At 69.3% G+C, this 25,360-nt stretch carries 16 protein-coding genes; 8 read left to right on the top strand and 8 right to left on the bottom strand.

What is annotated here, in order from left to right:
- Positions 1 to 4 precede the first annotated feature (4 nt).
- From OD750_RS05955 to OD750_RS05930, 6 genes are all read right to left on the bottom strand, one after another.
- The gene (locus tag OD750_RS05955) at positions 5 to 820 is read right to left on the bottom strand and encodes a YbbN family protein (RefSeq protein ID WP_263543347.1); all 816 of its coding nucleotides are present in this window, start codon (positions 818 to 820) and stop codon (positions 5 to 7) included.
- A gap of 154 nt (positions 821 to 974) precedes the next feature.
- Positions 975 to 1,514 carry a hypothetical protein gene (locus tag OD750_RS05950; protein WP_263543346.1) on the bottom strand — a complete coding sequence of 180 codons (540 nt, stop codon included), beginning with the start codon at positions 1,512 to 1,514 and terminating at the stop codon, positions 975 to 977.
- 207 nt (positions 1,515 to 1,721) lie between these two features.
- Positions 1,722 to 2,009 carry a YrhB family protein gene (locus OD750_RS05945; RefSeq protein ID WP_263543345.1) on the bottom strand — a complete coding sequence of 96 codons (288 nt, stop codon included), beginning with the start codon at positions 2,007 to 2,009 and terminating at the stop codon, positions 1,722 to 1,724.
- Between the two features lie 7 nt (positions 2,010 to 2,016).
- On the bottom strand, positions 2,017 to 3,270 hold the full coding sequence (locus OD750_RS05940) for a hypothetical protein (RefSeq protein WP_263543344.1): 1,254 nt from the start codon (positions 3,268 to 3,270) through the stop codon (positions 2,017 to 2,019).
- 178 nt (positions 3,271 to 3,448) lie between these two features.
- Positions 3,449 to 3,928 carry an SET domain-containing protein gene (locus OD750_RS05935; RefSeq protein WP_263543343.1) on the bottom strand — a complete coding sequence of 160 codons (480 nt, stop codon included), beginning with the start codon at positions 3,926 to 3,928 and terminating at the stop codon, positions 3,449 to 3,451.
- A gap of 52 nt (positions 3,929 to 3,980) precedes the next feature.
- Complete coding sequence (locus OD750_RS05930) at positions 3,981 to 4,601, bottom strand: glutathione S-transferase family protein (protein WP_263543342.1); 621 nt, start codon at positions 4,599 to 4,601, stop codon at positions 3,981 to 3,983.
- A gap of 212 nt (positions 4,602 to 4,813) precedes the next feature.
- Here OD750_RS05930 and OD750_RS05925 point away from each other — a divergent pair, with 212 nt between their 5' ends.
- The 4 genes from OD750_RS05925 (at position 4,814) to OD750_RS05910 (ending at position 20,279) form a co-directional block, all read left to right on the top strand.
- Positions 4,814 to 5,635 carry a hypothetical protein gene (locus tag OD750_RS05925; protein ID WP_263543341.1) on the top strand — a complete coding sequence of 274 codons (822 nt, stop codon included), beginning with the start codon at positions 4,814 to 4,816 and terminating at the stop codon, positions 5,633 to 5,635.
- 186 nt (positions 5,636 to 5,821) lie between these two features.
- Positions 5,822 to 7,261, top strand: a complete 1,440-nt coding sequence (locus tag OD750_RS05920; RefSeq protein ID WP_263543340.1) for a sensor histidine kinase — start codon at positions 5,822 to 5,824, stop codon at positions 7,259 to 7,261.
- A gap of 186 nt (positions 7,262 to 7,447) precedes the next feature.
- Positions 7,448 to 8,095, top strand: coding sequence for a response regulator (locus OD750_RS05915; RefSeq protein ID WP_263543339.1), 648 nt, complete (start codon positions 7,448 to 7,450; stop codon positions 8,093 to 8,095).
- Positions 8,096 to 8,525: 430 nt separating this feature from the next.
- The gene (locus OD750_RS05910; protein WP_263543338.1) at positions 8,526 to 20,279 is read left to right on the top strand and encodes a DUF11 domain-containing protein; all 11,754 of its coding nucleotides are present in this window, start codon (positions 8,526 to 8,528) and stop codon (positions 20,277 to 20,279) included.
- Positions 20,280 to 20,671: 392 nt separating this feature from the next.
- Here OD750_RS05910 and OD750_RS05905 read toward each other — a convergent pair whose 3' ends face one another.
- Together OD750_RS05905 and OD750_RS05900 are read right to left on the bottom strand one after the other, a co-directional pair.
- Positions 20,672 to 21,439 carry a plastocyanin/azurin family copper-binding protein gene (locus OD750_RS05905; RefSeq protein ID WP_263543337.1) on the bottom strand — a complete coding sequence of 256 codons (768 nt, stop codon included), beginning with the start codon at positions 21,437 to 21,439 and terminating at the stop codon, positions 20,672 to 20,674.
- 90 nt (positions 21,440 to 21,529) lie between these two features.
- Positions 21,530 to 21,901 carry a cupin domain-containing protein gene (locus OD750_RS05900; protein ID WP_263543336.1) on the bottom strand — a complete coding sequence of 124 codons (372 nt, stop codon included), beginning with the start codon at positions 21,899 to 21,901 and terminating at the stop codon, positions 21,530 to 21,532.
- Here OD750_RS05900 and OD750_RS05895 point away from each other — a divergent pair.
- The 4 genes from OD750_RS05895 to OD750_RS05880 all read left to right on the top strand — a co-directional run bounded on the left by OD750_RS05895 (position 21,900) and on the right by OD750_RS05880 (position 25,233).
- Positions 21,900 to 22,256 (top strand): hypothetical protein, encoded by a 357-nt coding sequence (locus OD750_RS05895; protein WP_263543335.1) that lies wholly within the window; start codon positions 21,900 to 21,902, stop codon positions 22,254 to 22,256. The genes OD750_RS05900 and OD750_RS05895 overlap by 2 nt on opposite strands.
- Positions 22,257 to 22,299: 43 nt before the next feature.
- On the top strand, positions 22,300 to 23,001 hold the full coding sequence (locus tag OD750_RS05890) for a hypothetical protein (RefSeq protein ID WP_263543334.1): 702 nt from the start codon (positions 22,300 to 22,302) through the stop codon (positions 22,999 to 23,001).
- A 526-nt stretch (positions 23,002 to 23,527) separates the two neighbouring features.
- A complete protein-coding gene (locus tag OD750_RS05885) occupies positions 23,528 to 24,697 on the top strand; it encodes a catalase family peroxidase (RefSeq protein WP_263543333.1) in 1,170 nt (389 codons plus the stop codon).
- Positions 24,694 to 25,233, top strand: coding sequence for a cytochrome b (locus OD750_RS05880; protein ID WP_263543332.1), 540 nt, complete (start codon positions 24,694 to 24,696; stop codon positions 25,231 to 25,233). The genes OD750_RS05885 and OD750_RS05880 overlap by 4 nt, the downstream gene beginning before the upstream one ends.
- The last annotated feature ends 127 nt before the right edge of the window (positions 25,234 to 25,360 follow it).

The raw sequence follows: 25,360 nt of genomic DNA, 5'->3' as shown, positions 1-25,360 counted from the left end.
CGCGTCAGTCGGCTTGCGTCGACTCCGCGCCTGAGACGACGCCCGCCGCCCGCAACCCCGCGAGCAGCGCGGCCTTCTGCTCCGCACCGGCCCAGCCGCTGAACGACGAGACGAGTTGTCCGTCGCGGAAAAAATAGAACGCCGGCGTCGCGCTCGACCGGATGTAAGGCCATTCGCTCCGACGATAGATCATCGCCATGGCAGCCGTCGGGTGTTCGCGGTTCCAGCGCGCGACGGCGCGTACGTCGCGAACGATCTGCTGCGGGATCAGCCATCTGGCATGCCCGGCCATGACCGTCGCGAGTTCGCGGTCGTCTTCGATCGCCGTAGTGGCCGCACGCGAAAACCCGCACCACGGCGATCCCACGACGACGACCGCCGCGCCGGGAAACTCTCGTCGACGCAAGGTCGAACCGTCGTCTGCCACTTCGAGCAGTGTCGGCCCGCGAGGTCGGGCGCGCAGGTCGACGAACGCCGGCAGCGGAATCGTCACCGCTTGGGTATGCCGACGATGAAAGACGCTCGCGTCGTCGAACAGACGGGCCGCGACATGCGTCTCGACGACCTCGTCGGCCGAGCCCGGGGGCGCGATGCGCCGGCGAGCGAGTTCGTCCCACGCGCGGCGCATCGTCGATGCCGCGCGCGCTCCGTAGCCGTAGTACGCGGCCATCCGCGCCGCGTCGTAGAGATCGCGCGCGTCGTCGTCGCCGAGCGCTGCGAGTCCTTTGCTTTCCGCGGTCGCGACGATCGACGTCAGTTCTTTTTCGAGCAGCGGCGCTTTCTGCGACGGTTCGGCGAACTCGGCGTCTATCCGTCTCATTTGTCGGAGCGGCGCTTCGAACACTTCGGCCGACAGACATGGCGGCGAAGATGCGATTGCGGCAACCAGCGCAAATAGAACAGAGAGATGCATTCGGCCTCCTGCGAAAGCGCACTACTCAACCGGCAGTGCGCAGGATTCCACTACCCAGCGTCTACCACGGATACATGCCGCAATTTGCGCCGATACAAATGTGGTCCATCGAAGACTGGCACGTCGCCGGCGGCACGCACCTGTAGCCTTTGTGGTCGTCCAGGAGGACTGGCGCCAACTTCGCCGCCGCGTTGCTCTCTTCGCTTGAGGCTTGCGCGAACTGAAGATAACCGAGCGTTTTCTGTGCACCGAACAAACTCAACAATTCGAACGCCTGCCGAGGAGTGAGTTCGGACTCGAGTTCGCGATAGCGGTAGCTCGCCAATCCATTCTCGGTAAAAACCAAGCTTTCAACGAAGAGTTGCTGCGAACGCTTGCTGAGCGCATTGAACGGGCTTGTCTTGTGCAATTGCAAATACGCACTTAATTCCGCGCTCGTGCGGATCGGCGAGAGCAGGCTCTCGCCAACTCTCGCATCACGCTCCTTTTCAGCGACGAACTCGGCGGTCTCGCTAAAGGAAGCGCTGCTTGGCACCGCTGTGGCGGAACTGAACGCAAACAAAAAAGCAGCCAAAGTCGCAATCGAAAAAAAGCTTTTCATCGTTGGATTCCTTGCTCCAAAAGAAAGCCATACCGCACGCAATCGAATTGACGCTGTACCTCGCGAAAACTGCGGTTGAGCGAGGCGCGCCCAAGCATGCGATTCGGCATCCTCAGGAACAAGTATTCTTATCCATACTATTCATTATGTTACAAAGCACATCGGCAAGAAGCCGGACGGCTGGATCTTTTGACGCAACAGGCAGCGTCATCCGCCGCGACGAACGCTTTCGACGCCCCGCTCCCATGTCCAATACGTCGGCAACAGATGCACCGTTCCGTCACGCATGACGAAGATCGGGCAGTTGCCGGCGAGCGCCGACAGCGGATCGCCGGTTCGCACGAATTCCGCCGACTGGTAGAAGAACACCCAGCCGTCGTCGAGACTTTGGGTGCGTTCCGGCATCAGCTCGAACGGTTTCTGGTCCGGGCCGGACAACTCTCGCACGATCCGCAGCGCGATCGCGCGCGCCTGCTCGGCGTCCGGCAACGCCACCGCCGCGCTACAGCCCGAACGGTCGCTTCAACCGCGACAACAACCCGCCCTTGTCCTCCGGCTTCACCGGCACCCGCAGCGACGCGCGCGACTGCCACTCGACCTCGCCGATCGCGTGATACGCGTTGACGACGTCGAACACCGCGCCCATCGGCACGCCGGCTTTCGCGGCGATCTCGTTGAGCCGCGCGGGCTCGGCCATCGCGCGGACGATGCGTTCGTGGCCGCGGTGGTCGGCGCCGACCTCCAGGCGCTGCTTGAGCCGGTACGTGCCGCCCGGATCGAGCTGCGATGCAAGCCTCCCGTCGGAGTTGACCAGCACGTCGAGCCACACCAGCCGCCGGTACGGCCAACCCGGCTGCGTATCGCGCACCTGGCCGAGTTCCGCCGTCGTCAGCGCACGCCAGTCGGCGCGCGCGAGCGGTTCGCGCAGGTAACGTTCGAGTTCGGCGAGCGTCGCGACCGTGTAGAACGTCGCATGCTTCGGGTCGAGCGTGAGCGCCGGCACGCCTTCGAGCACGATCTGCGCCGGACCGCCGAGCAGCGGCTGGTCGACGAACGCGCGCAGCGCATGCCGGCTGCCGTCGGCGGCGGCACGCTTGACGCCCGGCAACGCGACGTTCGGCCCCGCCCCGCGCGGCTGCGGCGCGAGCGCGTCGACCGATTCGCCCCAGCGCGCCTCGCTGCGCGCGCTCGGCGCGTCGGTCACTTCCAGTCGCGTGTCGCCGTCGAGACTCAAAGGCACGCGGAACATCGGCTTTTCGGCCGCTTCGTCGCGCCTGAACACTTCGTCGAAGCCGAGCGCCGGCGGCTCGGTCGAGCGCGGCGTCAGCGGCGGATGCGACGCGATGCCGTCTTCGAACATGCGCGTGACGATGTCGGCACCGTCGTGCGCGTCGTCGTCGAGGTACAGGTGGCCCCGCCCCTTTTCGAGCGGCGGCGCCATCGACATCGCCCCGCCGGCGCGGTTGAGCACGTCGACGACGTTTTCCTCGCGCAGCGGTCGGCGCAGCACCAGCTCGCTCGACGGCGGCATTTCATCGACGATCACGGCGCAGCGCAGGCCGCCGGCCAGCGCGCGGGTACGCGCCATCTGCCCGGCGAACGCCTCGGGATCGACCACGACGAGATCGGCGCCCGCCTCGCTGCCCCAGCGCCAGCGGTGCGTCAGCTTTCCGCCGGCCTTGCGGATCAGGAGGCGCAAGTGCGCGGTTTCTTCATCGGACGCACCGATGACTACCAGATTCTTGTCGACTGGCATGGCTTCCCCCGTTCCTCTCGTCTGCCGGCCGGTCGGCCGATGCGTCCCCGCGCAGCGATCTTACTCCTGCGGCGCCGCCGCCGTATCACGGCAACGCGGCGCCCATCGCTTTTCGTAGCGTCAAGCGGCGCCGCGAACGATCACGCGGCGCGCCCGCCGCAGCGACGAGGGGGCGGACTCAGCCGCCGCGGCCGTTCTTCGGCTTGAGCATCGTGCCGGTGCAATGCGGGCTGCCGCAGCGGCATTGCCAGATCGCCTTGAGCTTTTTCGTATGCGGCTGCGCCAGCACGATGCCGTAGTCGTAGGCGAGCTCCTCGCCCGCGCGGATGTCGCGGATCGATTCGATGAGGATGCGGTCGCGCTTCGCGCGGCCCTGCGCATCCTCGGCGACGAGCGCGCGGCAGTTCGGATCGCAGCTGTGGTTGATCCAGCGCGCGATGTTGCCGTCGACGTTCGCGTCGAGCACGTAGCGCTCGTTGAGCGTGAACAGGAACGTGTGGCCGGAATCGGCGTTGTCCGGATACAGGCGGTCGGCCTGCACGTGCGTCAGGAGACGCCCTTTGTATTCGATCAGCGTGGTGAAGGCGGGAATATCGACGGCGGCGAAAACGCCGTTGCCGTGGATCGGCGAGCGGCGGGAGACGATACGGCGGGACATGGCTTGCTCTTGCGTGGCAATCCGTCGATTGTGCCGCCGTGCGCGCCGCGCCTCAATCGAAATGTCGCGCCCACACGCGTGCGACGGTCGCGTCGCGCTCGGTCAGCGCGAGCGACGCCTCGACGTGCGGATGCGCCTGCCGCAGCCACGCGCGCGTGTCGGACCAGCGGCTCATCATCGCGGCGTAGACGTCGAGCACGCCCAGGCGCTCGCCGACGAGATACGGCGCCGGCGTCAGCTGGCCCGCCATCGCGCTCCACGCTTCGCGCAGGCGAGCGAGGCCGTGCTCGCGCAGATCCTCGTGCCGCGCGGGATCGCCGATCCAGCGCTCCGGAAAATCGCGAATACTTATTGCGTTGTAAACATTGCAGGCGAGATGCACGGTCCAGCGCAGCTCGGCCGCGCGCGCCGCGTCGCCGGTGGCGCCGAGCGCACGGGCGCCGCCGCGTTCGACCAGCCAGGCGAGTATCGCGGCACTCTCCGTCAGCACCGTGCCGTCGTCGAGCACGAGCGTCGGAATGCGCGGCAGCGGGCTGACGCGGCACAGCGCCTCGAAGCCGGGGCCGCGTTCCCATGGCGACGCCTCGACGAGTGCGTAGTCGATGCCGGCCAACGCCAGCACCGCTTCGACCGCGGCCGAACCGCAGCCGCGCGCGCCGTACAACGTATACATGCGGTCTGCTCCCTTGCTGTCGCGCGTTCGCGCGGCCGTTTGCGCCGTTCGTCGGCTCGTTCGCCCGGCGCCGACCTGCTCGCGCCCGCCGGGCCGAGTAGCAAATCCCGGCCGCTCAACGGGTTGGACGTACGCACGTCCGCCGAGGCCGTAGATCGACTGCTCTATTTCGCGAGCGCAGCGTAACCGCGGCGCCGCACCGGGGGAACACCATGCTTCGACTCGCACACACCGTCCTCGCCCTGACCGCCGCGCTCGCCGGCACCGCGTCCGCCGCGACGTTCGTCGTCGCCGACCACGACGCCGCCGGACTCGTCCGCGCGATCGAACAGGCGGAGGCGACGCCCGAGCCCGATCGCATCGAACTTGCGCCGCACGGCATGTACCTCATGCGCGACGCGGCCGGCGGCGAGGGCCGCTACGCGCTGCCGCTCGTGCGCACCGCGATCACGATCGCCGGCAACGGCGCCGAGATACGCCGCTATTCCGACGCCGAGTTCGCGCTGGTCGGCATCGCGCGCGGCGGCAAGCTCGCGCTCGAAAACCTCGCGCTGGCCGAAGCGGCGCAAGGCGCGATCGTCAATCGCGGCGTGCTGCACGTCGACCGCGTGCGCGTCACCGATTCGACCGCGGACGGCGCCAACGCGATCGTCGTCAACTACGGCACGCTGCGCGGCGTCGACAGCGAAATCAGCCACAACGCCGTGCTCGCCGCCGCGCGCGACGCCGGCATCGTGCTCAACTACGGCCGCATCGACCTTGCGCGCACGCGCCTTGCGGGCAACACCGTCACCGGCCGCCGCGCGTCGGTGGTCACGGCCTCGGCGCTGCTCAATCTCGGCGACGCGCAGCTGTCGGACGTGACGATCGAAGGCAACAGCGCGCGTGCCGAACCCGACGACATGCGCGACGCCTACGCGGTCGTCAACGTCGGCAACGGCGCGCTGCGCAGCGCAGGCGTGCGCCTCGTCGACAACCTGCCGGAGCACGCGAACGCGCTGCCGCCGGCCGACGCCGACGCGCAGACGCGCTGATCGCGATGAAATTCTTGCGCTTCGTACAAAAGCTCGACGGGCGGAGGCCGCGCTACCGCTGCGCCCCGGGACCGATCGCGGCTCCGCCTTGAGGCGATCCGTACGGCGCAACGGGCCGGACTACCGCCAGCCGCCGTCTCGCGGCACACTTGGCCGCTTCCGGTACCGTCCGCCGCAGTCCGCTCGATGACCCAACGCCGTCACCCGCTTCAGGGCCTCACGTTCAAGCTCGCGCTGTTCTACGTCGCGCTGTCGCTGCCGGCCCTGGTTCTGGTCGAATGGAGCATCGTCGCGTTCGAATTCCATGAGCTGTTCGCCGCGGTCGATCGCGGCCGCCTGGCGCAGATGACGAAAAGCGCCGCCGACGGCATCGGCCGGCGCTGGCAGGACGCCGAGCCGCCGAGCCACACCGAACTCGCCACGCGCGCCGAAGCGCTCGTCCTGCAGCTGGAGCGGCCGCAGGACGGACTTTCGCCGGGTTCGTCGTACGTGCTGCTGGAGCTGGCGCTCGCGCCGGTCGCGATCAGCGTGTTCGACGCCGACGGCAAGCTGATGGCGCAGGCGCCCGAAGAAGGCTGGCGCGCGCAGGCGCCGGCGCCCGGCGACGCGGTCTGGCGCAACGCGATCATCGAAGGCGCGATCGACCTGCCCGGCGCCGATTCGCCGCAGAAAGTACGTCGCTCGCTCGCGGCGATCCACGATGCGAACGGCCAGGCGCGCGGCTACCTGCTCGCGGAAATCCGCGTGCCGACACCGCTTCGGCGCATGCTCGGCGAAGCCAGCTTCGAGTGGCCGATCCTGCTCTTGTATCTCATCGTCTTCAGCATCGCATCGGCGCTGTTTCTGGTGCGCTGGGTCACGCGCCGGCTCAATACGATCGCCGATGCGGCCACCGCCTGGAGCCGCGGCGATTTTTCGACGCTGATACCGGACGATACGCAGGACGAGCTCGGCCTGTTGTCGCGCGACCTCAACCGCATGGCGCAGGAACTCAAAAGCCTGATGCGCTCGCGCGCCGACCTCGCCACCTTGCAGGAGCGCCAGCGCCTGGCGCGCGATCTGCACGACACCGTCAAGCAGAAGGCGTTCGCGCTGAACCTGCAGATCGGCGCGGCGCGGCGCCTGCTCGGCAACGGCGCGAGTCCGCATCCGGCGTCGGCGCGGCTCGACGAGTCGGCGCGCCTGATCAGCGAAATCCAGCGCGAGCTGGCGCTCGTGCTCGACGAGCTGCGCACGCCGAACGCGCCGCGCGGCTTTCTCGCGCCGCGTCTGCGCGAACTCGCCGAGCGCTGGGCGCGCTCGAACGGGCTCGACGTCGAGCTCGACCTCGACGAACACGTGCCCGACGGCGCGGTCTACGGCGAGGCGCTGATGCTGATCGCCGAGGAGGCGCTCGCCAACGTGTTGCGCCACAGCGGTGCCGGCAAGGTGACCATTTCGCTGCAGCGGCGCGACGACAAGATCGCGTTTCGCCTGTCCGACAACGGCGTCGGCGGCGCCGATTCGAGCGGCGGCATGGGCCTTGCGAACATGCGCGAGCGCGCCGAGCGCCTCCCGGGCGGCCGTTTTGAACTCGACAGCGCGCCCGGTGTCGGTACCGTCGTGCAAGTACGGTGCAATGGTTAGCATGCCGACGGCGGCATGCGCAGACGTACGCGCGGCGTCGCCGCGCGGCGGACGCCCGCGGGGCCGCAGGCCGCGACGGGTCAATGCAGCAGCGCATCGAGGATGCGCGCCGCACGGGGAAGGCACGGGTCCGCACAGCGCGGCGCCGCGTCTTCGTTGATCTCCCCCTATGCTCAGGTTGCCTACATGAACTCCCCGATCCGTGTCATCGTGGCTGACGATCACGTTCTGGTCCGACGCGGCATCCGCGCCTTCCTCGACACCTGCGAAGACCTCGCCATCGTCGGCGAGGCCGACAGTGCCGAGTCGGCCGCCGCCACCTGCGTCGAGCTCTCGCCCGACGTCGCGCTCGTCGATCTCGTCATGCCCGGCGGCGGCGTCGAAGCCACGCGCCTGATCCGCGCGCAAAGCCCGGCGACGCAGGTACTCGTGCTGACGAGCTACGAGGACGACGGCCAGATCGTGCAGGCGATCCAGGCCGGCGCACTGTCGTACCTCCTCAAGGACGCCGACGCCGATACGCTCGTCGACGCGATCCGGCGCACCGCCCGCGGCGAGTCGATCCTGCATCCGCGCGTGGCCACCCGCCTGATCCAGGCCGTACGCTCGCCCGGCGGCGACGCCCAGCCGACCGCGCTCGACCGCCTGTCGCAGCGCGAACGCGAAGTGCTCGAGCTGATGGCCGACGGCCTGTCGAACCAGGTCATCGCCACGCGCATGGGCATCGGCGAGAAAACCGTCAAGACGCACGTCAGCAACGTGCTGGCGAAACTCGACCTCGACGACCGCACGCAGGCCGCCGTGTTCGCCTGGCGCTCCGGCGTGAAATCGTAGCGGTCGCCGCGTGACCGTTTTTGACCGGGGCGAGCCCGCCCCGGTCACTTTGCGACATCGAATCGTGACGCTCAGCGTGCAAATTCTGTGAAACGGCTCATGCTGTGATCCAGTTCACAAAAAGTCACAGATCCGGCGCAATGTGTTACCTCAAATCCATTCGCTCCTGTCTGCCCATTCGGTAGGCTCCGCGCCACGCGGGCAATACAAACCTGTGCGCACGGTTGGCACGCAATCCGCCATGGCGGGTGGCACGTCGACACGGACGGACTGGTCAAATCAGGGGTGACCAATGTTGGATTCTTGCAACAGCTCCGGCGCAAAGCCGGCGGCTCGGTGGGGTTTTGCGTTTTTTTCGGGAACCCCGCGTCACGCCCTGCGATCCCGCTCGGCACGATGCCTGGCCGCATTCGCCGCGCTCGCGCTGGCGTTGCCGGCCTCGGCCCAGATCCAACGCAGCTTCGTCAACCTGAGCTTCGAACAGCCCGCCGCCGCGACGAGCTGCTTCTTCATCGTCGGCGGCGACGCGATCAACGGCTGGTCGTCGACGCATCCGGCGCCGGGCACGAACAACTATTGCGCGCCGAACATCACGGCCGCGACGCCGGGCGTCACGACCGGCGGCCAGATCGAAGTCTGGTCCGGCGGCTTCAACGGCGTCACCTCGCTGGCCGGCCTGCAGCACGCGGAACTGAACGCCAGCGCGAGTTCGCGCCTGTTCCAGACCGTCTGCATGATCAACGGCGAATCGGTCGGCTTCACGCTCGGCCACCGCGGTCGCGGCAGCACCTCCGTCGTCGACGTCGCCGAGTTCAACATCGACAGCAACGCCAACTCGGTGCTGCGCGCGAGCACGACGTCCAACGGCACCGGCGGCGTCACGCAGTGCGGCGGCACGACGATGGCCGCGACGAACGGGCCGGTCAGCGGGGCGAATGACGGCACCATCGCGTCGCCGTCGTGCTCGTCGGCGACCGCCGGCAACGGCTGGCGCCGCTACACCGGCACGTTCACGTTCACCGGCACGACCGGCAACCACAGCGTCGGTTTCGAATCGATCAGCACCGGCAGCGGCGACGTCACCGTCGGCAACTTCCTCGACGACATCGACATCACGCTCAAACCCGTGCTGCAGCTCACGTCGTCGACGTTCACGACGCGCGAAGGCCAGCCGACGACCCAGCCGACGATCACGATCGTCGGCACCGTACCGGCCGGCGGACTGCCGCTCGTGATCAACGTCGCCGCGGGCACCGCGACGCTCGGCACCGACTTCACCGCGAACACCGCGTTCACGATCCCGGCCGGCAGCTATTCGACGCCGACCGCGATCCCGCTGACCGGCGTGCTCGACGTGCTCGACGACGACGTCGTCGAAGACAACGAAACGATCAACCTCACGGTCGGCACCTCGCCGGGCTACGTGCTCAGCTCGACGACGACGTGCAACGCGGCGGCGCAGGCGACCGCCACGGTCGTCATCCTCGACAACGACGTCGACGTGCGCACGACCAAGAGCGCGTCGAACGCAAACCCGGCGCCGGGCGGCACCACGACGTTCACCGTGACGTACCGCAACCACACCGCGCGCCCGACCACCGGCGACCTCACCGCGCACGACGCGACGGTCACGCTCGCCGACGCGCTGCCGGCCGGCTTCACCGCATTCTCGTGGACGTGCGCCGCGACCGGCACGCCCGCGCCCACCTGCCCCGCGGCGAGCGGCACCGGCGCGATCGGCGCGGCCGCGATCCTGCCGGCCGGCAACGCCGGCGCGGCCGGCGGCACGCTGACCTATACGATCACCGGTACCGTCGGCACGTCGGCGTGCGCGGCGACCACCAACACCGCATCGGCGACGCTGACCGGCGTCTTCGCCGAAGGCAACTCGGCGCAGGCCGGCTTCACCACGCCGGCCCCGGGCGGCAGCGCGAACAACAGCGCGAGCGTGGCGATCGACCCCGGCTGCCTGACGCTGAGCAAGACCACCGTCGGCGGCACCGGCGGCCCGTTCACTTTTGCACTGACGAACACCGCGCAGGCCGCCGGCACCGCGACGACCGCGACCGCCGGCACGCCGGTGCAGGTCGACGGCAACGCTGCGGCCGGCACGCAGCCCTACGGCGTCAGCGCGCCGGGCACCGCGATCACGATCAACGAAACGGCGATTCCGGCGGGCTTCCTGCTCGCGACCGCGACGTGCAGCGACGGCGTCGCGACGGTCGGTTCGCTCAGCGGCACGACGTACACGATTCCGGCCGGCAGCGTCACGCCCGGCACCGACTACACCTGTACCTACACCAACGGCCGCGTCGGCAACGTCACGCTCGTCAAGACGCTCGCGCCGACCACCGACACCGGCGTGTTCACACTGTCGGTCAACGGCACGACGGTAGCCACGAACGTCGGCAACAGCGGCACCGGCACGCTCAACAACATCCCGGCCGGCGCGACCGTGACGATCGCCGAGGTCGCCGGCACCGCGACCTCGCTCGCCGACTACGCGTCGAGCTGGTCGTGCACCGGCGGCGCGGGGTCGGGTACCAGCGCGTCGGGTTCGTTCACGATGCCGGGCTCGAACGTCACCTGCACGTTCACGAATACGCGCCTGCCGCGCGTGACGATCACGAAAGTGAGCAACGGCGGCGTCGGCGCGTTCCCCTTCACCGGCACCAACGGCTTTGCGACGCAGACGATCACGACCGTGACGCCGGGCACCGGCGTCGCCGGCGCGACGCAGACGCTCGCCGCGGTCGGCACGGCGACGACGATCACCGAAACGGCGACGCCGGGCTTCACGCTGTCGGGCATCAGCTGCACCGGCCTCGGCGGCGGCACCGCGACGCCGAACCTCGGTACGCGCAGCGTCGCGCTGAACGCCGCCGCGATCGCGGCCGGCGCGACCATCGCGTGTACGTTTACCAATACCGCACTCGTGGATTTGTCCATCACGAAGACCGCGACGCCGAGCGGCACCTATCTCGCCGGTCAGCCGATCAGTTGGTCGATCGTCGTGACGAACACCGGCGCGGCGGCCGTGAGCGGCGTATCGATCGCCGACACCGTGCCGGCGTCGGTCACCGGCACGACGTGGACCTGCGCGGCCCCGGCGGGTTCCGACTGCGACACGACCGCGGCCGGCACCGGCGCGAGCGGTTCCGGCAACGGCATCGCTTTGAACAATGTGGCACTCGCCGCCGGCGCCGCCGCGACGATCACCGTCAACGGCACCGTCGCGCTGACGACGACCGGCAATATCGTCAACACCGCGACCGCGACGCCGCCGGCGGGGGCGAGCTGCACGACGCCACCCTGCACGCGCACGTCCACGACGACGAACAGCGACGGCGGCACGCCGCAGTTGTCGCTGGTCAAGACCGCGACGCCGACGACCTTCGCCATCGGCCAGGCCGGCACGTACTCGATCCAGGTGTCCAACACCGGCACGTCGAGCACGTCGGGCACCATCAGCGTGAACGATCCGATGCCCGCGAGCATCGTGATCACCGCGACGCCGAGCGGCACCGGCTGGAACTGCGCCGCGAGCACCACGACCACCGTCTCGTGCTCCACGACGGCCGTGCTGCCGCCGGGGTCGAGCGCGCCGGTCATCAGCGTGCCGGTCATGGTCAACGCCGGCGCCGCGCAACCGTCGGTCAACACCGCGACCGCGTCGGGCGGCGGCGATGCGACGTGCCCGGCTGCTGCACATTGCCAAGGCTCCGTCACGACGCCGATCAACGCGCCGCGCCTGGATCTCGTGAAGACCCTGCAAGGCAACCTGATCGTCGGTGTACCAACGAACTATGTGCTGACCGTCACCAACAACGGTCTCGCCGACACGCTTGCCGGCACGATCACCGATACCGTGCCGAACGGCCTGACGCTCGGTGTGTTGCCGGCCGGCTGCACGAGTGCGGGACAAGTCGTCACCTGCCAGATCCCGGCCGGCATCTCGGTCGGCGGTTCGGTGTCGTACACGATTCCGATCACGCCGCAGACCTCGATCACCGGCCAGAGCGTGTCGAACAACGCCGTCGTCAACGGCGGCGGCGATCCGTCCTGCCCGGCCGCGGCGCACTGCCACGGCACGACGACCGACACCGTCGACGCGCCGCAGCTCACGCTCGCCAAGAGCGCGCCGAGCACCTTCGTCGTCGGCGTCCAGGCGAACTACACGCTGACGCTGACGAACACGGGTACCGCGGCAACCACCGCGATCACGACGATCACCGACACGATCCCGACCGGTCTTTCGATCGGCACGCTGCCGGCCGGCTGTAGCGCTGCGGGCCAGGTCGTCACGTGCACCGTGCCTGCGGGTCTCGCCACCGGCGCGCCGGTCGCGTTCGCGATCCCGGTCACGCCGGACGCGAGCGTCAACGGCCTGTCGGTCAACAACACCGCGACGGCGTCCGGCGGCGGCGATCCGAGCTGTCCGACCGGCGGTCCGTTCGCGTCGCGCTGCACGCCGAGCGTCACCACGCCGGTCAACGCGCCGCGCCTCGACATCGTCAAGACCGCCAGCGGCAACTTCGTCGTCGGCGTGCAAGGCACCTACACGCTGACCGTCACGAATAACGGCACGGCACCGACGACCTCGGCCGCGACCGTCAGCGACGTCGTCCCCGGCGATCTCGTCATCGGCACCTTGCCGGCCGGCTGCACGCGCACCGGCCAGACCGTGACGTGCACGATCGCCGCGGGTCTTGCGAACGGTGCGAGCACGTCGTTCGTGATTCCGGTGACGCCGACCGCTGCCGCGATCGGCCAGAACCTGTCGAACACCGCATCGGTGTCGGGCGGCGGCGATCCGAGCTGCCCGGGCCAGCCGCATTGCTCGAGCACCACGACGACGCCGGTCGACGCACCCGCGCTCTCGATCGACAAGTCGGCCAGCGGTTCGAACTTCGTCGTCGGTGTGCCGGCGAGCTACACGCTGACCGTCACGAACACGGGTACGGCCGCGACCACGGCCGCCACGACGGTCACCGACAACGTCCCGGCCACGCTCACGCTCGGCACGCTGCCCGCCGGCTGTACCGCCGCCGGTAACGTCGTCACCTGCACGATCCCGGCGGGTCTCGCGACCGGCACGCCGGTCAGCTTCGTCATTCCGGTCACGCCGACCGCCGCCGCGAACGGCACGACGCTGACGAACACCGCGACGGTGAACGGTGGCGGCGATCCGACCTGCCCGGCCGACGCGCGCTGCACCGACACCACCAACACGCCGGTCCAGGCGCCGCGACTGACCCTCGTCAAAACCGCGAGCGGCAACTTCGTCGTCGGCGTGCCGGGCAGCTACACGCTGACCGTCACCAACAACGGCACCGCGCCGACGACCGCCGCGACGACGATCACCGACAACGTGCCGGCGTCGCTGACGCTCGGCACGCTACCGGCCGGCTGCACGGCCACCGGCAATCTCGTCACCTGCACGATCCCCGCGGGCCTTGCGACCGGCACGCCGGTCAGCTTCGTCATCCCGGTCACGCCGACGCCCGCGGCCAACAACCAGTCGCTGTCGAACACCGCGACGGTCTCCGGCGGCGGCGATCCGGGTTGCCCCGGCGACCCGAGCTGCACCAGCACGACCAATACCCCCGTCAACTCGCCTGCGCTGACGATCACCAAGACCGCGAGCGCGCCGAACTTCGTCGTCGGCGTGCCGGCGAGTTACACGTTGACCGTCACGAACAACGGCACCGCGGCGACGACTGCCGCGACGACGGTCAGCGACACGATCCCGACGAACCTCACGCTCGGCGCGATCCCGGCCGGCTGCACCAATGCCGGCCAGAACGTCACCTGCACGATCGCCGCGGGTCTCGCCACCGGTGCGAGCACGAGCTTCGTGATTCCCGTGACGCCGACCGCCGCCGCGAACGGTACGACGCTGACCAACACCGCAACCGCTTCGGGCGGCGGCGATCCGACCTGCCCCGCCGCGACGCGCTGCACCAGCACCGTCAACACGCCGGTGCAGGCCGCGCAGCTCACGATCGTCAAGACCGCGAGCGCGGCGAACTTCGTCGTCGGCGTGCCGGCGTCGTACACCTTGTCGGTAACGAACACCGGCACCGCCGCGACCACTGCGACAGTGACCGTCAGCGACACCGTTCCCGGTTCGCTCACGCTCGGCACGATGCCGGCCGGCTGCTCTGCCGCGGGACAGACCGTCACCTGCACGATCGCCGCGGGCTTCGCCGCCGGCGCGAACACGAGCTTCGTCATCCCGGTCACGCCGACGCCCGCCGCCAACGGCACGACGCTGACCAACACCGCGACCGTCTCCGGCGGCGGCGATCCGACCTGCCCCGGCGCCGGCCACTGCACCAGCACCACGACGACACCGACCAATGCGCCACAACTGGATATCGTCAAAACCGCCAGTAGTGGAACTTTTGTCGTCGGCGTACCGGCGAGCTACACGCTGACCGTCACGAACAGCGGCACGGCCGCCACGACGCAGGCCGCGACGATCAGCGACACCGTTCCCGGCACGCTTCTGCTCGGCGCGATGCCCGCGGGTTGCAGCAACGCCGGCAACGTCGTCACCTGCACGATCGCGAGCGGCTTCGCGGCCGGTGCGAACACGGCATTCGTCATCCCGGTCACGCCGACCGCCGCCGCGAACGGCCAGTCGCTCAGCAACACCGCGACGGTCTCCGGCGGCGGCGATCCGGGCTGCCCGGCCGCCGCGCACTGCACGAGCACGACCACGACACCGGTCGTCGCGCCGCGCCTCGACCTCGTCAAGACCGCGAACCCGACGACGTTCGTCGTCGGCGTGCCGGCGAGCTACGTGCTGACCGCGACGAACAACGGCACGGCCGCGACGAACGCCGCCGCGACGGTCACCGACACGCTGCCGGCGAACCTCACGCTCGGCACGCTGCCGGCCGGCTGCACGAACGCCGGCGCGACCGTGACGTGCACGATTCCGGCAGGCCTCGCCGTCGGTGCGTCGGCCAGCTTCACGCTGCCGGTCACCGCGACCGCGGCTGCCGGCAACACGACGCTGACGAACAGCGCGACCGTCGCCGGCGGCGGCGATCCGTCGTGCCCCGGCGCGGCGCACTGCGGCTCGAGCGTCGACGTGCCGGTGACGGTCGTCGCCGATCTCGTCATCACCAAGACCGCGACGCCGAACGGCACGTACCTGCCGGGCCAGGCGATCTCGTACACGATCAGCGTCGTGAACAACGGGCCGAGTCCGCTCGCGGGCGTCGGCGTCGTCGACACGGTGCCCGGCATCGTCGCGGTCAGCGGCTGGACGTGCACGGCGACCGGCACGGGCGCCGACTGCGACACGACGGCGAGCGGCACCGGCGCGACCGGTACCGGCAACGCCATCGCGCTGGCGAACGTCGCGCTCGGCGCGGGCGACAGCCTCGCCATCGCGATCAACGGCACGGTCGACCTGTCGGCCACCGGCACGATCGCGAACACCGCGACGGTCACGCCGCCGGCGACGGCGACATGCACCGCGCCGCCGTGCACGCGCAGCTCGACCGTCACGAACAGCGACAGCGGCGCACCGCAGCTCGCCGTGACCAAGACGACCACGCCGACGACGTTCGCCGTCGGCCAGCCGGCGAGCTACACGCTGCAGGTGCGCAACGCCGGCACGTCGAGCACGAGCGGCGCGATAACGATCGACGATCCGCTGCCGGCCGGCATCACCGCGAGCGGCACGCCGACGGGCGCCGGCTGGAACTGCGCGGCGAGCACGACGACGAATGTGTCGTGCACGTCGAACGTGGTGCTGCTGCCGGGTTCGAACGCGCAACCGATCGGCGTGCCGGTGGCCATCGCGCCGGGCACGCCTTCGCCGGCCGTCAACACGGCCACGGCCTCGGGCGGCGGCGACGCCACCTGCCCGGCCGCCGCGCACTGTTCGGCGTCCGTCACGACGCCGGTCAACGCGCCGCGTCTCGACGTGACGAAGACGCTCACCGGCAGCTTCGTCGTCGGCGTGCAGACGACGTACGTCATCACCGTGACGAACAACGGCCAGGCCGACACGCTCGCGGGCACCGTGACCGACACGATTCCGACCGGCCTCACGCTCGGCATCCTGCCGGCCGAATGCACGAGCATCGGCCAGGTCGTGACGTGCGCGATTCCGGCCGGCGTCTCGCCGGGCAACGCACTGACGTACACGATTCCGGTCACGCCGCAGGCGAGCGTCGACGGTCAGAACCTGACCAACAGCGCCGTCGCGAACGGCGGCGGCGACGCGACGTGTCCGATCGACGCGCATTGCACCGGCACGACGTCGAACACCGTGTCGGCGCCGCAGCTCGCGATCGTCAAGACCGCACTGCCGTCGACGTTCGTCGTCGGCGTGCCGGCTGCGTACCGCCTCACCGTGACGAACAACGGCACGGCGGCGACCACGACCGTCGCGACGATCGGCGACACGCTGCCGGGCGGCCTGACGATCGGCACGCTGCCGGCCGCCTGCAGCGCGGTCGCGCAGACCGTGACGTGCACCATCGCCGCGGGCCTGGCGAGCGGTGCGCCGGTGACGTTCGACATTCCGGTCACGCCGCAGGCGAGCTTGAACGGCCTGTCGGTGACGAACGATGCGACCGTGTCCGGCGGCGGCGATCCGGGCTGCCCGACCGGCGGTCCGCTCGCGACGCGCTGCCAGGGCACGGTGACGACGCCGGTCAACGCCGCGCAACTGACGCTCGTGAAAACCGCGAATCCGACGAACTTCGTCGTCGGCGTGCCCGGCGACTACATCCTCACGGTGACGAACACCGGTTCGGCGGCGACGACGAGCGCGGCCACCGTCAGCGACACGATTCCGGCAGACCTCGTCATCGGCACGCTGCCGGCCGGCTGCACCGCGTCGGGCCAGACCGTGACGTGCACGATCGCCGCGGGCTTCGCGACCGGCACGCCGGCGAGCTTCACGATTCCGGTCACGCCGACCGCCGCCGCGAACGGCCAGCAGCTCGTCAACACCGCGACCGTCAACGGCGGCGGCGATCCGAGCTGTCCGGGCGCGTCGCACTGCACGAGCACGGTCACGACGCCGGTCAACGCGCCGGCGCTCACGATCGTCAAGACCGCGAGCGCACCGAGCTTCGTCGTCGGCGTACCGGCCTCGTACACGCTGACGGTGACGAACACCGGCAGCGCCGCGACGACGCAGGCCGCGACGGTCAGCGACACGGTGCCGGGCAACCTGACGATCGGCGCGGTGTCGCCCGATTGCGCGGTCGCGGGTCAGACGGTCACGTGCACGATCGCCGCGGGTCTCGCGACGGGCTCGCCGGTCGCGTTCACGATCGCCGTGACGCCGACGGCCGCCGCGAGCGGCTCGACGCTCTCGAACACCGCCACGGTCAACGGCGGCGGCGATCCGGGCTGCCCGGCCGCCGCGCGCTGTTCGAGCACGGTCGTCGCGCCGGTCAACGCGCCGCGCGTGACGATCGTGAAGACCGCGAGCAGCAACAATTTCGTGGTCGGCGTGCCGGCGAGCTACAGCCTCACGGTGACGAACACCGGCACCGCCGCGACCACGACGGCGATCACGGTCGGCGACAATATTCCTGCCAATTTGACATTGGGTACTTTGCCGTCCAACTGCACGGCGACGGGTTCGCAGGTTACCTGCACGATCGCCGCGGGCCTGCCGACGAACACGCCGGTGGTGTTCACGATCCCCGTGACCGCGACGGCCGCCGCGAGCGGTTCGACGCTGACGAACACCGCGACGGTGACCGGCGGCGGCGATCCGACGTGCCCGGGCGCGGCGACGTGTTCGAGCACGGTCGACACGCCGGTCGACGCGCCGCAGCTGACGCTCGTCAAGACCGCGAGCGGCGGCGTGTTCGTCGTCGGCGCGGCGGCGAGCTACACGCTGACCGTGACCAACACCGGCAGCGCCGCGACCACCGCGCCCGCGACGATCAGCGACACGATCGCCGCGTCGCTCGCGATCGGCACGCTGCCGACCGGCTGCACCGCCGCGGGCCAGACGGTCACCTGTACGATCGCCGCGGGCCTGGCGACGAACAGCCCGGTGAGCTTCGTGATACCGGTGACGCCGACGGCCGCCGCGAGCGGTACGACGGTGGCGAACACCGCGACGGTTTCGGGCGGCGGCGATCCGACGTGCCCGGCCGCGGCGCATTGCAGCGGCAGCATCGACGTGCCGGTCGACGCGCCGCAGTTGAACGTGACGAAGACCGCGAGCGCCAACGCGTTCGTCGTCGGCCAGGGCGCGAGCTACACGATCGTCGTGACGAACGTCGGCTCCGCGGCGACCACCGCGGCGGCGACGGTCACCGACAACGTGCCGGGCACGCTGACGATCGGCAACGTGCCGGCCGGCTGCGGCGCGAGCGGCCAGCAGGTGACGTGCACGATCGCGGCGGGCCTCGTGCCCAACGCGAGCGCGAGCTTCACGCTGACGGTGACGCCGACGGCCGCGGCGAGCGGCACGAGCGTCGTCAACGTCGCGAGCGTGTCGGGCGGCGGCGATCCCACCTGCCCTGCCGCGGCGCACTGCTCCGGTTCGGTCACGGTGCCGGTCGACGCGGCGCAGCTCACGATCGTCAAGACCGCGAGCGCCGGCGTCTTCGTCGTCGGCACGCCCGCGAGCTACACGCTGACCGTGACGAACACCGGCAGCGCGCCGACGACGCAGATCGCCACGGTGACCGACAACGTCCCGAGCAGCCTCGCGCTCGGCGCGATACCGGCCGGCTGCGGCGCGAGCGGCCAGCAGGTGACGTGCACGATCGCCGCCGGCCTCGCGCCGAATGCGCCGGTCGCGTTCGTCATCCCGGTGACGCCGACGCCGGCCGCGAGCGGCAGCGTGCTCGTCAACGTCGCGCAGGTGTCGGGCGGCGGCGATCCGAGCTGCCCGCAGGAAGCGCACTGCGCGAGCGACACGGCGACACCGGTCGACGCGCCGCTGCTCAACATCGTCAAGACCGCGAGCGTGGCGAACTTCACCGTCGGCGAAGCGGCGAGCTACACGATCGTCGTGACGAACGCCGGCAGCGCCGCGACCACGGCCGCGGCGAGCGTGACCGATCCGGTGCCGGCGTCGCTCGCGATCGGCGCGACGCCGCAAGGCTGCACCGCGACCGGCCAGAGCGTGACGTGCGTGATACCGGCCGGCCTCGCCGCCGGCGCGAGCGTGAGCTTCACGATTCCGGTGACGCCGATCGCCTCGGCCGTCGGCGTGGTGACGAACACCGCGACCGTCACCGGCGGCGGCGACGCGAGCTGTCCGCAGGCGACGCACTGCAGCGGCACGGTCGACGTGCCGGTGGGCGAAGCGGCCGACCTCTCGATCGTCAAGGACGACGGCAACGGCGTGGCAGGCCCCGGCGGCACGATCGCGTACACGCTGACCGTGTCGAACGCGGGACCGAGCGACGCGTCGAACGTGAGCGTCGTCGATCCGTTCCCGGCCGGGCTCACCTACGTCAGCGCGACGGGCGCGGGCTGGTCGTGCGGCGTCGCGGGCACGACGCTGACGTGCACGCGGGCGACGTTCGCGAACGGCGCGAGCAGCACGATCGCCCTCGTGCTCGGGGTGCCGGCGTCGTACACGGGCCCGAACCCGATCGTGAACACGGCGAACGTCACGAGCCCGACGACCGACCCGAACCCGAACAACAACAGCGGCACGATTCCGACGCCGCTCGGCACGGGTTCGGCGAACCTCACGGTGACCAAATCGGACGGCGGCGTGACGGTGCGGCAGGGCGGTCGTGTGACGTACACGGTGACGGTGTCGAACGCGGGACCGTCGGACGCGCTGAACGCGCGCATCGCCGACCCGACGCCGGCGGGCCTGACGTTCGTCTCGGCGAGCGCGCCGTGCAATGCCGGATTCCCATGCACGCTCGGCACGCTGGCGGCGGGCGCCACCGCCACGATCAGCGCGGTGTACGAAGTGCCGATGAGCTACACGGGCGGCCTCACGGTCACGAACACGGCGACGGCGACCAGCGACACGCCGGACCCGGACCCGACCGACAACAGCGCGACCGACACGACCCCGATGATTCCGGCGAACAACGTCACGGCGGTGCCGGGGCTCGGAACGTTCGGGTTGATGATGCTGGTGCTGGGGCTGGTGGTTGCAGGCGGGGTGCGGCAGCGCAGGAGGCGAGCGATCCAGGCCGTCGCTTTATCCGGGTAAACAATGAGGCGATATGGAGGAATCCATATCGCCTTTTTTAAATCGACTTTTCTTAGCTCGTCATCCCGGCAAAAACCCACTGCCGTCCGGAATAAATGTTCACAGTGGCGGCGAGTGTATTTTTCCGTCAGAGCAACGAAGACTTCGGCGTCGCCCCCTGTCCCAACCCTCTCCCCCAAGCAAGCTTGGAGGAGAGGGCTAAAGCACCGCGACGCCTGAATCCTCGGCGCCTTCTCCCCCAACCGCGTTGGGGGAGAAGGTTGGGATGAGGGGGCGGCGCGCATGATCTCGTCGAGTTTTGGTTTTCGTCGCTACCGTGACGCCTTGGTCTTGAACGCCGGAATCCAGCGCTCGATCGTGCATTTGCCCGGCTCGTCATACCGGCGAGACGACTACAAACAACCCACCCCTTGAATTTGCGTCAGCCGCTTCAACGACAACACCCCCGGCGTCGTAAACGACGGATCGCTCGTCACCCACTCCACCCTTCCCGCGTCGCACCCGCCGAACGTCAACGTCCACGTGCCCCAAGGCCGATTCACGATCGCCGCCGCGTCGAAGTTCGGCGGAAAACGGCCGCCCGTCGAACGGTTCACGGCCATGACGATGCGATCGCCGTCCACCGTGCCGCTGCCGACGAGCCACGCGGGATTGCCCGCGTTGTCGAACGTGAACCAGAACGCCGTGACCAGCGTCGGCGAGATCATCTCCAGCTGGAAGCCGTGGCCGTTCTGCGCCGGGTCGTACCAGTTGCCGGTGATCGCCGGCGTGATCGCGAACGCCGGGGCGTCGTCGACCACGGTGATCGAACCGTACATGCCGCCGCCGTCGGGATCGCCGTGCGCCTGGCAGTAATAGCCGAACGTGCCGACGCGATCGAACTGCACCGTCGCGCGCCATAGGTCAACCGACAGATTGCCGTTGCCGCCGGCGCCGTCGCAGCCGTTCGCGCAGCGGAACGCGCCGCTCGACGCGACCACGTTGTGGTTGCCGATGATGTTGACGAAGGTCACCGTGTCGCCGCGGCGAATCGTCAGCAGCCCCGGCGTAAACGTCAGCCCGTCGCGGCCGACTTCGACGATGTGGTCGGCGGCCGTCGCCACAGAACCGGCCAGCGCGAACGCCGACGCCGCGAACCATCGATACTTTGCCGGTTTCATGCGCCCCCCGCGCGCCGTCATGTCGGGCGCCATCATCGCGGCGCTACATGACGGCCATGCGCATGCGCGGCATTCGCCGCAATCCCGCGTCTACACCGGCCGCAACTGCTCTGCGAGCGAGCGCGTCTTGTCGTTGACGACATCGCCCGTATGCAGCGTCGTCTTGCGCTCGATCAGCATGACGAGGCATATCTCCTGCGCGCTCGGATTGTGGCGCACGCCTTTGGGCACGACGAACAGCTCACCGTCGCGCAGATCCACCGGCCCGTCTTCCATGTCGATGCGCAGATGGCCCTTGAGCACGACGAACAATTCGTCCTCGTGCTCGTGGCTGTGCCACCCGATCGCGCCGTGGACCTTGGCGACCTTGACGTACGAGTCGTCGAGTTCCGCGACCACGCGCGGCGACCACAGCTCGGTGAGGGAATCGGCAATTTGTGCGGGGGCGATGGCGCGGGACATGGCGAAGGCTCGTGGCGTAGATCGGCTGCGGACGATTCTGCTTGCCGGCCCGGCGGAACGCCAGGGCGCGATCCGCCGCCTGCGTCGTCGTTGCAACTCCAATTTGCGCGAAGCCAAGGCTCGCGGCATCGGCAGCGACGAGGCTTGCTGCAGTCGTCCCGGACTGGCACTGTGCCCGCCATGCCGACGACTGCGCACCTGCACAACCATGATTGAATACCTCTTCGAGCGAATAGTTCGTACGGCGCTGGAACGCTCGTCGATGCAGACCGTCGTACTGGTGCTTTTCGCACTCTTCGCGTTGATCGCGGCTATCGTGCCCGTCATGTTGCTGCTCGGGTTCTTCGCGCACTGAGTCGATCGGGGTAAACACCAAACGTCGAAGCGAGGAGCCGCCCGTGTCGCTGAAGGAACTGCGCGATGCCGTCGTCGAAGGCATCGGCCGTGGCGTCGCGCCGTACGGATTCGTGCTCCGGCCGAAGTCACGCGCGTGCTATCGCAAGACGCCAGGCGGCAGGCAGGTGCTGCATATCCTGATCGCCAACTACGCGGGCTACTTCACCGTCAACGTCGCGGCGTCGATCCGGCTCGACGCGGTGATGCAGTACATCGCCGCGCATCCCACGCGACTGATCGATGCGCGCAGCAAGGAGACATCGACGCTGGGCATCGAACTCGGCAATCTCGCGCTCGGAGCCTGGGCCAGCCATCCGGTGTTCGAAGCCGCCGACGTCACGCCGACCGTCGAGGCGATCGTCGACGGCGTCGAACGCTACGCATTGTCGTACTGGGCGACCTATTCGGACCCGCAAGCGGCGTTCGATCTGCTGTCGTTCGACCATCCGACCGTTTCGCTGCACGCACCGTCGCTCGGCGTTCGCGCGATGAAGGTCGTGGCCCTGGCGACGCTGCTTGGACGCGAGGCGGAACTGCCTGCGCTGGTGCAGCATTGGGAACGGCAGCTCGTCGGGGATCATGCCGAGACGGACTTTCGGGAGTTCTTGCTGGCGAATGGGCTGGTGGCGACGGCGCAGTGGTCTGAGGCCGAGAATGGAGGAGACGGAGGGGCATCGAAGCAAGATTTCGGTACTGCGTCGTAACGTAGAAACAGAAGAAGCACTGACCGCTACCAGGTCATGCAATCGCCAGCCCCTGAATCGCAATAATGTCTCCATCTTTACATTGAGAAGATTGTTTGAAAATCTGCGGACCGTCAGCGCCTCCCGGTCGTCGATCATGCCGTCATCGACTCGATAAGCGGTGAAACGGTACGCCAGGTCATAAAGCGGGAGCTGAGCATCCTTGGGTGTCGCAACTTCTCGTAGCCGGGTTTGAACTCTTGGTTTCGTTCCGGGTGCGCCGCCAACGCGATCGTCTGAAGTTGAAGTTGCGTTCGAAGAACTTTGGCTTCGCTCTTGCCCGTCATACCGGCCTTCGCCGGTATGACGGCTTGGTTGAAAGGCCGCGCTCGCGAACGTCTTTCCAGCGAAGCCGGACTTCCGTAGACATGGATGCCGGAGCAGACATAGCTCGCCCCTGAAGCGCGGCCGCGCGCTACGATGGCTTCCTGAAAGACATCACGTTCCGCCAGGGTCTATCTGCCACCGCCCGCGAGAGGAATCCGCCATGCACGAGCCCGATCCGCCGTCGTTGCCGACCGATCCCGATGTGCCCGCAGCCCCGCCGCCCGTCGACGCCTCGCCCGCGGCCGTGCCCGACGAAAGCGCGCCGCCGGGTTCGCCGAATCCCGCTCCCGCCCTGCTCGGCATCGGCGCGATCGTGCTCGCCGCGGCCGGCGCGCTCGCCTGGACGGCCGGCTGGATCGGCGGCGGCCTCACCGCGCAGCGCATGACCGACGCGATCGAAGCGATCGGCGCGCCGCACCCGGGTTTTCGCCGCGCGCATGCGAAAGGCGTGTGCGTGTACGGCACGTTTCGCGCGAATGGCGCGGCCGTCGCGCTGTCGTCGGCGCGCGTGTTCGCGCAGAAGGAAACGCCGGTGCTCGGCCGATTCTCGATCGCCGGCGGCGATCCGCACGGCGCCGACGCGAAGGCGCGCGTGCGCAGCCTCGCGCTGCTCCTGCGCACCGACGACGGGCAGGAATGGCGCACGGCGATGAACAGTTTTCCGTTCTTTCCGGTCGCGACGCCGGAAGGCTTCCACGCGCAGTCGCTCGCGTCCGCGCCCGACCCCAAGACCGGCAAGCCCGACCCGGCGAAGCTCGCCGCGTTCGTTGCGCAATATCCCGAAGTGAAAAAATTCCAGGCATGGGCCGCGTCGGCGCCGTGGTCGAACAGCTGGGGCAATACCGAGTACAACGGCGTCAACGCGTTTGTCTTCACCGCGGCCGACGGCAGCGCGCGCTACGTGCGCTGGTCGATGCGCCCGCAGCTGCCGTTCGCGCCGCTCGAATCCGCGCAGCGCGACCAGGCCGACGCCGATTTTCTCGCGGACGATCTCAACGCGCGGCTGATCGCGGCGCCGCTCGCCTGGGACATGGTGCTGACGATCGCCGCGCCCGGCGACGCGGTGAACGACGCCTCGCAGGCGTGGCCCGACGATCGCGAGCGCGTCGTCGCCGGCACGCTGGAACTCACGCGCGCCGAACCGCAGGCGAGCGGGCGATGCCGCGATGTGAACTACGACCCACTGATACTGCCGACCGGTATCGCCGGATCTGACGACCCGATCCTCGCCGCACGTTCGGCCGTCTATTCGCAGTCGTTCAACCGCCGCGAGCGCGAGATCGCGCACGGCCGCGCGCCGGAAGCGACCGGCCGGGGAGGTGCGCAATGAACGGCCACGAGCGTTTCAACCTGACCGCGCGCGTGCTGCACTGGACGATGGCGCCGCTGATCGTCGCGATGCTGTTCGTCGGCGTCGGCATGGTGGCGTCGGTCGCGAACCGGCCGTGGCTGATCGACCTTCACCGCCCGCTCGGCATCGCGATCCTCGTGCTCGTCGTCGTGCGGCTCGTCAACCGTCTGCGTCACCGGCCGCCGCCGCTGCCGGCCGACCTGCCGCGCTGGCAGGTGCTCGCCGCGCTCGCGTCGCACTGGCTGCTGTACGCGCTGATGCTCGCGATGCCGCTCGCCGGCTGGGCGATGCTGTCGGCCGGCGGCTATCCCATCGTGCTGTTCGGCGGCGTGCACCTGCCGGCGATCGCGCCGCAGGACCCCGCGCTGTACGCATGGTTGCGCGACGCGCACGGCTGGGCCGCGCGGCTGCTGTTCGCGACGGTGCTGCTGCACGTTGCCGCGGCGCTGTTTCACGCATGGGTGCGGCGCGACGGCGTGTTCGGCAGCATGGCGCGGTTCGGGCGGCGAGACTGAGCGTGTTCGGCCGCCGTGCCTTGCGGCGTTGATCGTCACGGCTCACCGGACGGACATCTGCGATGCGTCGACTCGCGCTGTGGTTGTGTGGCTTTTGCGTCGGTGCGACGGCCGCGCCACCGGAGCT

Source organism: Tahibacter soli (assembly GCF_025717065.2).
Lineage (GTDB): Bacteria > Pseudomonadota > Gammaproteobacteria > Xanthomonadales > Rhodanobacteraceae > Tahibacter > Tahibacter soli.
This window is presented reverse-complemented; position numbering and strand designations above follow the sequence as displayed.

What these genes read in the sequence shown, in the direction of transcription:
- OD750_RS05915 (WP_263543339.1), top strand. Translation starts at nt 7,448, where the DNA reads ATGAACTCCCCGATCCGTGTCATCGTGGCTGACGATCACGTTCTGGTC.
- OD750_RS05955 (WP_263543347.1), bottom strand. Translation starts at nt 820, where the DNA reads ATGAGACGGATAGACGCCGAGTTCGCCGAACCGTCGCAGAAAGCGCCG.
- OD750_RS05880 (WP_263543332.1), top strand. Translation starts at nt 24,694, where the DNA reads ATGAACGGCCACGAGCGTTTCAACCTGACCGCGCGCGTGCTGCACTGG.
- OD750_RS05940 (WP_263543344.1), bottom strand. Translation starts at nt 3,270, where the DNA reads ATGCCAGTCGACAAGAATCTGGTAGTCATCGGTGCGTCCGATGAAGAA.
- OD750_RS05895 (WP_263543335.1), top strand. Translation starts at nt 21,900, where the DNA reads ATGGCGAAGGCTCGTGGCGTAGATCGGCTGCGGACGATTCTGCTTGCC.
- OD750_RS05935 (WP_263543343.1), bottom strand. Translation starts at nt 3,928, where the DNA reads ATGTCCCGCCGTATCGTCTCCCGCCGCTCGCCGATCCACGGCAACGGC.
- OD750_RS05885 (WP_263543333.1), top strand. Translation starts at nt 23,528, where the DNA reads ATGCACGAGCCCGATCCGCCGTCGTTGCCGACCGATCCCGATGTGCCC.
- OD750_RS05905 (WP_263543337.1), bottom strand. Translation starts at nt 21,439, where the DNA reads ATGAAACCGGCAAAGTATCGATGGTTCGCGGCGTCGGCGTTCGCGCTG.
- OD750_RS05900 (WP_263543336.1), bottom strand. Translation starts at nt 21,901, where the DNA reads ATGTCCCGCGCCATCGCCCCCGCACAAATTGCCGATTCCCTCACCGAG.
- OD750_RS05950 (WP_263543346.1), bottom strand. Translation starts at nt 1,514, where the DNA reads ATGAAAAGCTTTTTTTCGATTGCGACTTTGGCTGCTTTTTTGTTTGCG.
- OD750_RS05930 (WP_263543342.1), bottom strand. Translation starts at nt 4,601, where the DNA reads ATGTATACGTTGTACGGCGCGCGCGGCTGCGGTTCGGCCGCGGTCGAA.
- OD750_RS05925 (WP_263543341.1), top strand. Translation starts at nt 4,814, where the DNA reads ATGCTTCGACTCGCACACACCGTCCTCGCCCTGACCGCCGCGCTCGCC.
- OD750_RS05920 (WP_263543340.1), top strand. Translation starts at nt 5,822, where the DNA reads ATGACCCAACGCCGTCACCCGCTTCAGGGCCTCACGTTCAAGCTCGCG.